The organism is Rhizobium sp. Rhizsp42 (assembly GCF_047304155.1).
In the GTDB taxonomy this organism is placed as follows: Bacteria; Pseudomonadota; Alphaproteobacteria; order Rhizobiales; family Rhizobiaceae; genus Rhizobium.
In genome coordinates this window covers 1-9121 of the sequence record NZ_JBGLYS010000073.1, presented here as the reverse complement: position 1 = coordinate 9121, position 9121 = coordinate 1, and the positions used below count along the sequence as shown (strand labels likewise).

The window sequence follows — 9121 nt, the reverse complement described above, 5'->3', positions numbered from 1 at the left end:
ACTGTCCCTCGATCATTACCCGCATCTCACTGATCCGTTCTCTCAACGGGCGCGGCATCTTTCATGCCACCTCCTGTATCGTTCATGCCTAAGCGCGGTGTCGCCAAATGGCCGATCGCGCGAAATTGCGCCCATCCGAGCGCTGCTCCAACCCTTCGTCGGAGCGCTGAGACCGATATAGGTCGAATGGTGGCGAACGCCAGAAAAAAAGCGGGAATCCGGAGCCCGAATTCCCGCTTTCTCACATCATCCCGGAAGACGATGGATTATGCCTCGAGCCACTTCACCTGCTCGGGTGTCAGCTTGATATCAAGCGCCGAAAGGCTGTCTTCCAGCTCGGCGATCGTGCGTGGTCCGATCAGCGGAATGACCGGGAACGGCTGCGCGATCACATAGGCGAGCGCGATGTGGATCGGGCTGCGGCCAAGCTTTTTGGCCAGCTCGATCGCACGGTCGCGGCGCACAAAGTTGCGGTCGGAATACCAGCAACGGACGATTTCCTCGTCATCGTGCTTGTCGCGACCGGCACGGTCGGTGAAGAAGCCGCGGCCCTGGCTGGACCATGCGAAGTTCGGCACCTGCCGCTCGTTGAGCCATGTCTTCCACTCGTCGGTCGACGACGTCACGCAACCGGCCCAGATCGGGTCGAGCATTTCAGCCAGCGAATAGTTGTTCGACAGCGCTGCCAGCGCCAGCTTGCCGTTCTTCGCAGCATAGGCCGCCGCCTCGTCCATGCGCTCGCGGGTCCAGTTGGAACCGCCGAAGATGCCCCGGATGCGGCCGCGCTTGACCTCGGCGTCCATGGCATCGACGAACTCGCCAACTGGCACATCGGTGTTGTCGCGGTGCATAAAGTAGATGTCGACATAGTCAGTCTTCAGGCGGTTGAGCGACTGGTCGAGCTGCTTGGCGATGACATCGGGGTAGACCAGCGGCGAGTGCGCGCCCTTGCCGATCAGCACGATCTCCTCGCGGTTGACATTGCGGCTGGTGTGCCAGTCGCCGAAGATGCTCTCCGTCTTGCCACCGCCGTAGACAAAGGCGGTGTCGAAGACATTGCCGCCGGCTTCATAGAAGGCATCGAGCGTCAGTGAGGCGGCGGCGAAGTTCGGGAAGAACTCGAAGCCGAGCGTGACCACAGAGGCGGGCTTGGAGATACCGGGGATGGCGCGCTTGGGAATGCTGTTGCCGAGCGTGACCTTGTCGCCGGCAAGATTGGTCACCCGCTTTGCCGCTTTCTCTACGCTGTATTCCAGGCCGATCGAGGCGCGCCACTGGTCGAGCACGCGCAGATTGCCGACGGAATCAGCCCAGCCCATGCCGGGAGAGGTGAATTCTTGCTGGCCGGCGCGGATGGCATCGCCCGCCGCATCGACTTCGAACGAATAGAGCCAACGATCTTCCTTGACCTCGATCGTCTGCTGCTCGTTGCCCTTGAAGAGCTCGATCTTGCCGACGCCGCCCTTGTGGCCCGAAGCGAACCAGAAGTCCTTGACCTCGATGCGGCCTTCCGAGCCGATGATGCGCAGCGTGTTGTCCTGGTTCGCCATGATCGAGCACGAGACCTCGGCAATGACGCCGCCGGGGAACTGCAGCACGGCGGATGCCCACTCATCGACGCCAGACTGGCCAAGATGCCCGACGCCCGCGACCTTTTCCGGCTCCAGGAACGGCTTGCCTTCGGCAGCACCCGCGATCAGCCGCGCCATGGAAACAGGATAGCCGCCGACATCGAGAATGCCGCCGCCGGCGGTCTCGTTCGCGAAGAGGCGGTGTTCCGGGCGGAACGTGCCCATGTTGAAGCCGAAGCTGGTGCGGATGATGCACAGCGCGCCGATCGCGCCCGATTTCACCAGTTCGACGATCTTGGCCGTCTGCGGATGGACGCGATACATGAAGGCCTCGCCCGCGAAAACGCCGGCCTTCTTGGCCTCATGATAGATGGCGTCGGCATCGTAGGCGGTTAGCGCGATCGGCTTTTCGACCAACACGTGCTTGCCTGCCCGGATCGCCTTGATCGCCCATTCGGCGTGGCCGGTGTGCGGCACGGCGATGTAGACGGCGTCGATCTCGCTATCTTTAAGCAGCGCCTCATAGCCCTTGACGATACGAGCGCCGGGAAAGTTCTCAGCGAGGCCCGGCTTTTCGGGATTGCGGGTGGCGATGGCGACGAGCTTGCCGGTGCGCGAATGCGCGATGCCATCGGCGAAAGTGCGCGCAATGGTGCCCGGGCCGATGATACCCCAGCGGATCGGTTGATCTGAGCTCATGGGAAAGTCCTCTTCTTTCATGTCAGTCAGTTGCAAGTCTTGGGATGGAATTGTTTAGCGCAGGCGTTTGCCCGCGCTGTCGAACAGGAAGACGCGTTTTGCCGTCAGCCCGACCGTCAACGTGTCGCGCTCGGCGGCGGTGCGGGATTCCGGGCGCTCGATGATCATCTGCTCGCCGCCTTTCGTGGTGGCATAGATGTAGCTGGTGTTGCCGAGGTGTTCGGCGACGTCGATGGAGACAGTGAGATCCGTGTCCCCCTGCCCGGCATCGCTGAAATGCTCCGGCCGGATACCGACCGTGACGTCAGCCCCCTTCTCGACCGCCGAGGTGATCGGCAGCGTCAGGCGCACGTTCTGCTCGCCGGCGATGGCGACGGTGGCCGTTCCGCCCCCCGTCTCGACCACCTTGGCTTTCAGGAAATTCATCTTCGGCGATCCGACGAAGCCGGCGACGAACTGATTGGCGGGATCGTCGTAGAGGTCGAGCGGCGCGCCCACCTGTTCGATGTTGCCGGACCGGAGCACGACGATCTTGTCGGCGAGCGTCATCGCCTCCGTCTGGTCGTGGGTGACATAGATCATCGTGGTGCCGAGCTGCTTGTGCAGCCGCGAGATCTCAACGCGCATCTGCACGCGCAGTTCCGCATCGAGGTTGGACAGCGGCTCGTCGAACAGGAAGACTTGCGGCTCACGCACGATGGCGCGGCCGATCGCGACGCGCTGGCGCTGGCCACCTGAGAGCTGTTTTGGGCGCCGCTGCATCAGCTCGTTGATCTGCAGGATGTTGGCCGCATGCTTCACGCGCTTTTCGGTATCCGCCTTGGGATTGCCGTTCATGCGCAGGCCAAAGCTCAGATTCTCCTCGACCGTCATGTGCGGATAGAGCGCATAGGACTGGAAGACCATGGCGATGCCGCGGTCAGCTGGCTCGACATCGTTGACAACCTTGCCGCCGATGTTGATCTCGCCACCGGAGATATCCTCCAGTCCGGCGATCATGCGCAGCAGCGTGGACTTGCCGCAGCCCGACGGGCCGACGAAGACGACGAACTCGCCATCCTTCACGTCGAGATCGGCGCCATGGATGATCTCGAGCGCGCCGAAGCGCTTGACCACGTTTTTCAAAGAAAGTTCAGACATCAGGCGTTCCCCGACTATTTGACTGCGCCGGCCGAGATGCCAGCGATGAAGTGACGTTGCAGGAACACGAAGACCACGAGGATCGGCGCCGTGAGCAGCATGGCGCCGGCCATGATGCCGCCCCATGAAACCTTGGTGAGACCGATCAGCGATCCGAGCGCCACCGGCGCGGTCATCATTCCAGGCTTGGAATTGATGAGCAGCGGCCAGAGGTAGTTGTTCCACGACGCCAGGAAGAGGATGATTGATAGTGCCGCCATCGTCGGGCGTGCCAGCGGCAAGGCGATGCGCAGGAAGATCTGCCGTTCCTTGACCCCTTCGACACGCGCGGCATCGAAGAGTTCCGCCGGCATCATCGAGAAGGCCTGACGCATGAACAGCACGCCGAGCGAGTTGAAGAGCGGCGGGACGATCAGCGCCACCCAGGTGTTGGCGAGCTTGAACTCGCGCGCCACCATGATGAACTGCGGGATGACCACGACGGCGAAGGGCAACGTGATGGTGCCGAGAATGATGGCGACGACCATGGACTTTCCGACGAAGCGATAGCGCGCAAGCGCCCAGCCAGCCATTGACGTCAAGAGCACCGACAGGAAGGTATAGACCGAGGCGACCACCACCGAGATGAACATGGCACGGACGAAATCGGTATCAGCCTGCAGGTTCTTGAAGTTCTCGACGAAGTTCGTCGACGGCCAAAGCACGATGTCAGGGCTGAAGATGCCGTAATCGGGCATGGTCGAGAAGACAAACATCATCCAGATCGGAAACAGCCAGACGATGGCAAGCGGCGTCAGCACGACATGCAGCAGCACGGTCTGCAGCATCTTGGATTGGGACTTGGACTTCATTTCTGTTCCCTCCCGACCCACAGATTGAGCAGTGAGATGGTGATGGCGAGGATGGCCATGGTGTAGGCGATCGCCGACGCGTAGCCGAAGTTCAGCGACAGGAAGCCTTGGCGATAGAGCAGCAGGCCAAGCGTCTCGGTGCCGCCGCCGGGACCACCGCGATTGGTGATCAGGAAGGGTTCGGCGAAGAGCTGCATCGTGCCGATGACGGACAGGATGACGCAGAACAGGATGATCGGCTTCAACAGCGGCAGGGTGATATGAATGAACTGCTTGGTCTTCGACACCTTGTCGAGGGTTGCCGCCTCGTAGACATCGTCAGGGATCGATTGCAGACCGGCGAGCAGGATGATGGCGTTGTAGCCCGCCCAACGCCAGGTAACAGCAATGATGACGAGTGCCATCGCGGCATTGGCGTTGTCGAACCAGGAAACGGGAGACAGGCCGACCGAGGTGATTAGCTTGTTGACGATGCCGAAATCGATGCTGAACATCAGCCGGAAGACGGCGGCATAGGCCACCTCGCCGACGACGACGGGCGCGAAGAAGGCAAAGCGATAGAGCGGGCGCACCTTCAGGAGCGGCGAGTTCAAAAGCACCGCCATCAGCGTCGCAAGCGCGATCATGACAGGCACCTGGATCACCAGGATGATCAGCGTGTTATAGAGCGCATTGTAGAAGGCGGGATCGCCGATCAGGCGTCCCCAATTCACGGAAGCGCTGAATTTCCAGGGATTTACACGCGTGTTCTGAAACGAGATCAGAAACGAGCTGATGATGGGCCATAGCCAGAAAGTGGCGAAGACGAGCAGATAGGGCGCAAGAAAAAAATATGCGCTCCGGTTCCGGGTCGGCATTTCATTCTCCTCAAAGTCGAAGCGAGAGATGGAAGCCGGGCACCCATAGGATGCCCGGCATCGTCACTCATTCCGCAATGGGAAGGCCGGTAGCGGTCTCGATCTGCTTGGCAGCGTCGTCGAGCGCCGCCTTGGCATCGGGGTAGCCGCCGGCGAAATACTTGGTCTGCGTGGCCTTGTAGATCGCGTCAGCGTCCGTCTGGAACTGCGTGCCGCGGCTCGGCTTGATCTTCGGCAGGGTCGAGAGAATATCGGCCCAGACCTTCTGGCCGCCCCAATAGGGCTGCGCCTCGTTGACGAACGGATCCTGTACCGCCGACAGCAGCGACGGCACGAGGCCGAAGGACTTCAGCATCGCGACCTGGCCTTCATTGGTGCCGAGCGCGTAATCGACATAGGTCCAGGCGGCTTCCTTGTTGGCTGAGTTGGCGGCAATCGCCAGCGACGAGCCGCCGAGGTTGGCCGCGTGCGGTCCGTCCGGCGTCAGGCTCGGCATCATGTAGACGCCCCACTTGCCGGAGAGATCGGGCGAGCCCGAGCGCACGGTGCCTTCATACCAGCCGCCATACATCTGGCTGGCAGCCTTGCCGGCGGTGTTGGCCTGGATCTTCTCATCCCAGATGGCGGCCGTCAGCGTCCCGGCGTCCTTCATCTCCTTGACCTTCTCAAGGGTGGCGACGCAGGCGGGCTGGTTGATGGTGATGTTCTGGCCATCCGTCGAGAAGTAGCCGCAATCCTGCTCGTTGGAGATCATGCGGAACCATTCGCTGTCGCCGTTGAAGTCGGCCTGCGCCATGACGACGCCGGGATTGGCGGCCGAGATCTTCTTGCCGGCGGCGATGAAATCGTCCCAGGTCTTGATCGATGCCGGATCGACGCCAGCCTTTTCATAGAAGTCGCGACGATAGAAGACGGCGACCGGACCGGAATCCCAGGGCATTGCATAGGCGACATCACCCACTTCAAGCTCGGTGCGCTTGAACTCAGGGAATTTCCCTTGGATTTCAGCCGTATAGCCAAGGTCCTTCAAGTTAGCGAAGCAATCCGGGAATCGATTCCAGAAGATTTCCGCCTCGAAGTTTTCGACCGTGACGATATCAGGCAGCCCCTCGCCGCCAGCGGCGCAGGCTGCCAGCATCTTGTCGAAAACCTGTTGGTTTCCAAGGTCTTCCACCGTGACCTTGATATCCGGATGGAGCTTGTTGAAGCCTTCGAGCGTGGACTTCAGCGCAGATGCGGCGACGTTCCAGCTCCAGATGGTGAGATTGGCGGACTGCGCGAATGCGGAGCCGGATGCAAGAAGTGCAACAGCAGCGGTTGCACCGATAAGTTTGAAGCGCATTGAAAATCCTCCCTTTTCAATTGCCGTCCCTTAGCGAACGTGACTACACTAACCGCAAGGGAGCCGCTGTCTCCTAAAAAGGGAATATGGATTTGGCGGAAAGTAAGATTGAACAGAGGGCTGTCTATCAGCCGGGAGCGAGCAGCATCGAGGGATTGCCGACGGCACTCCAGATGTTTCACAACCATCCGCCGCCAATGCTCATGCCGCATTGGCATGTGCAGGTGGAGCTGAACTACATCATGCGTGGTGAGGTGCACTACCGCATGAACGGCCACGACATCAGCATGAAGGCCGGCGACATGTGCCTGTTCTGGGGCGGGCAGCCGCACCAGATGGACGAGAGCAGCGATGATTCGATCTATGCCGGCGGACATCTGCCCCTGGTCTATTTCTTCCGCATGCGTGTGCCGATCAACATTTCGAGCCGGCTGATGAAGGGCGAAATCCTCTTCACCTCCGCCACCGATGCCGCCGACATCGAGAACTTTCCGCGCTGGGTGGCCTATGCGAAATCCGGCGATGCCGCCAAGGCGCAGCACGCCGTGGAGGAGATGCTTCTGCGCATCGAGCGCATCGTGCTCGAGCCCTATTCGATGCTGGCGCCCAACGGCTTGTCGGCGACGGATGATGTCGAGCAGGCCTATCCGCAATCCTCGCGCAGCGTCGCGCGCATGTGCGACTTCATCGCCTTGAACTTCCTGCATGAGATCGATTCGGTCGATATCGCCCGCGCCGCCGACCTGCATCCGAAATACGCGATGAACCTCTTCAAGAAGACAACGGGCATGACCCTCAGCAAATACGTCAACCTGCTAAGGCTTTCGCGCGCGCAGGCGATGCTGATGAACGAAGAGGCGAATGTGCTGCAGGTGGCGATGGATAGCGGATTTGGCTCGATCAGCGCCTTCAACAAATCCTTCCGCCATATCGCCGGCATGTCGCCATCCGATTTCCGTCGCGACGCGCGCTTCATCTCGCAATACGTTCCGGCCTGAGGAGGCAGCGCCGTAAACGTTGCCGGAGTGACGTGAGCCGGTTCGCGCGCCGACAATCCGCCATGTTACCGATGATACTTTGAGGTACCGATCGGTTAACCGCATGACAATATACCGCAGCAAAACCAAGGAAAATGATCGTGGTCGAGAAAACACCCGCCTCATCCAGCAACACCGCAATCGACGAGAAGACCGGGAAGCCGCAGCTTCGCTCCAGGGCCTGGTTCGACAACCTGGCCAATCCCGACATGACGGCGCTCTACCTCGAGCGTTACATGAACTTCGGCCTCAGCCAGGAAGAGCTGCAGTCGGGCCGGCCGATCATCGGCATCGCGCAGACGGGCTCGGACCTGTCTCCTTGCAACCGTCATCACATCGAATTGGCCAAGCGCGTCCGCGAAGGCATTCGCGATGCGGGCGGGATCGCGATCGAGTTTCCGGTGCACCCGATCCAGGAAACGGGCAAGCGCCCGACCGCCGGCCTCGACCGCAACCTCTCCTATCTCGGCCTCGTCGAGGTGCTTTACGGCTATCCGCTCGATGGCGTCGTGCTGACGATCGGCTGCGACAAGACCACGCCTGCTTGTCTCATGGCCGCGGCAACCGTGAACATCCCTGCGATCGCGTTGTCCGTCGGCCCGATGTTGAACGGCTGGTTCCGCGGCGAGCGCACGGGTTCGGGCACGATCGTCTGGAAGGCGCGCGAGATGATGGCGCGCGGCGAGATCGACTACCAGGGCTTCGTCAAGCTTGTCGCCTCCTCAGCGCCCTCGACCGGCTACTGCAACACGATGGGCACGGCAACCACGATGAACTCGCTTGCCGAAGCACTCGGCATGCAGCTGCCGGGCGCCGCCGCCATCCCCGCCCCCTATCGTGACCGACAGGAAATCTCCTACGAGACCGGCCTGCGCATCGTCGAGATGGTGCGCGAGGATCTGAAGCCGTCCGACATTCTGACCAGGGAAGCCTTCATCAACGCGATCAAGGTGAACTCCGCGATCGGCGGCTCGACCAACGCGCCGATCCACCTGAACGCGCTTGCCCGCCATGTCGGCGTCGAGCTCTCGGTCGACGACTGGCAGACCCATGGCGAGGAAATCCCGCTGCTCGTCAACCTGCAGCCTGCAGGTGAATATCTGGGCGAGGATTATTACCACGCAGGCGGCGTGCCCGCTGTCATGGGCGAGCTGATCAAGCACGGCCACCTCGACACCAACGCGATGACGGTCAACGGCAAGACGGTCGGCGAGAGTTATACTGCGTCGATGATCGAGGACGAAAAGGTCATCCGGCCGTTCGACCGGCCGCTCAAGGAGCGCGCCGGCTTCCGCGTGCTGAAGGGCAATCTCTTCTCCTCGGCGATCATGAAAACCAGCGTCATCTCGCCGGAATTCCGCGACCGCTATCTCTCCAATCCCGAAGACCCGGAAGCCTTCACCGGCCGCGCCGTGGTCTTCGACGGGCCGGAGGATTACCACCACCGCATCGACGATCCGTCGCTGGCGATCGACGCCGCAACCATCCTCTTCATGCGCGGCGCCGGCCCGATCGGCTATCCGGGCGCTGCCGAGGTGGTGAACATGCGCGCGCCGACAATCCGCCATGTTACCGATGATACTTTGAGGTACCGATCGGTTAACCGCATGACAATATACCGCAG

Annotated in this window: 7 protein-coding genes; 2 read left to right on the top strand and 5 right to left on the bottom strand. The window is 61.2% G+C overall.

All coding sequences use genetic code 11. The features are described 5' to 3' along the window. Window positions 1-266: 266 nt before the first annotated feature. The 5 genes from ACCD05_RS31110 to ACCD05_RS31090 all read right to left on the bottom strand — a co-directional run bounded on the left by ACCD05_RS31110 (window position 267) and on the right by ACCD05_RS31090 (window position 6460). Window positions 267-2270 carry an aldo/keto reductase gene (locus ACCD05_RS31110; RefSeq protein WP_112950193.1) on the bottom strand — a complete coding sequence of 668 codons (2004 nt, stop codon included), beginning with the start codon at window positions 2268-2270 and terminating at the stop codon, window positions 267-269. A gap of 54 nt (window positions 2271-2324) precedes the next feature. Next, complete coding sequence (locus ACCD05_RS31105; RefSeq protein ID WP_047503803.1) at window positions 2325-3410, bottom strand: sn-glycerol-3-phosphate ABC transporter ATP-binding protein UgpC; 1086 nt, start codon at window positions 3408-3410, stop codon at window positions 2325-2327. 14 nt (window positions 3411-3424) lie between these two features. Beyond that, a complete protein-coding gene (locus ACCD05_RS31100; protein ID WP_112950717.1) occupies window positions 3425-4261 on the bottom strand; it encodes a carbohydrate ABC transporter permease in 837 nt (278 codons plus the stop codon). After that, window positions 4258-5118, bottom strand: a complete 861-nt coding sequence (locus ACCD05_RS31095) for a carbohydrate ABC transporter permease (RefSeq protein ID WP_112950718.1) — start codon at window positions 5116-5118, stop codon at window positions 4258-4260. The genes ACCD05_RS31100 and ACCD05_RS31095 overlap by 4 nt, the downstream gene beginning before the upstream one ends. Before the next feature lie 67 nt (window positions 5119-5185). Beyond that, entirely contained in the window at window positions 5186-6460 is a 1275-nt protein-coding gene (locus tag ACCD05_RS31090) for an ABC transporter substrate-binding protein (RefSeq protein WP_112950719.1), read from the bottom strand. A gap of 86 nt (window positions 6461-6546) precedes the next feature. Between ACCD05_RS31090 and ACCD05_RS31085 the strand changes: the two genes are divergently transcribed. Together ACCD05_RS31085 and ACCD05_RS31080 are read left to right on the top strand one after the other, a co-directional pair. Further along, on the top strand, window positions 6547-7458 hold the full coding sequence (locus ACCD05_RS31085) for a helix-turn-helix domain-containing protein (protein WP_047503809.1): 912 nt from the start codon (window positions 6547-6549) through the stop codon (window positions 7456-7458). A gap of 134 nt (window positions 7459-7592) precedes the next feature. Further along, window positions 7593-9121 (top strand): IlvD/Edd family dehydratase (locus ACCD05_RS31080; RefSeq protein WP_413397488.1); only part of this gene is annotated, 1529 nt, incomplete at its 3' end.

Bases quoted from the DNA above. Each gene is read 5' to 3' on its own strand.
- ACCD05_RS31110 (WP_112950193.1), bottom strand. From the start codon at position 2,270: ATGAGCTCAGATCAACCGATCCGCTGGGGTATCATCGGCCCGGGCACC.
- ACCD05_RS31105 (WP_047503803.1), bottom strand. From the start codon at position 3,410: ATGTCTGAACTTTCTTTGAAAAACGTGGTCAAGCGCTTCGGCGCGCTC.
- ACCD05_RS31100 (WP_112950717.1), bottom strand. From the start codon at position 4,261: ATGAAGTCCAAGTCCCAATCCAAGATGCTGCAGACCGTGCTGCTGCAT.
- ACCD05_RS31095 (WP_112950718.1), bottom strand. From the start codon at position 5,118: ATGCCGACCCGGAACCGGAGCGCATATTTTTTTCTTGCGCCCTATCTG.
- ACCD05_RS31090 (WP_112950719.1), bottom strand. From the start codon at position 6,460: ATGCGCTTCAAACTTATCGGTGCAACCGCTGCTGTTGCACTTCTTGCA.
- ACCD05_RS31085 (WP_047503809.1), top strand. From the start codon at position 6,547: ATGGATTTGGCGGAAAGTAAGATTGAACAGAGGGCTGTCTATCAGCCG.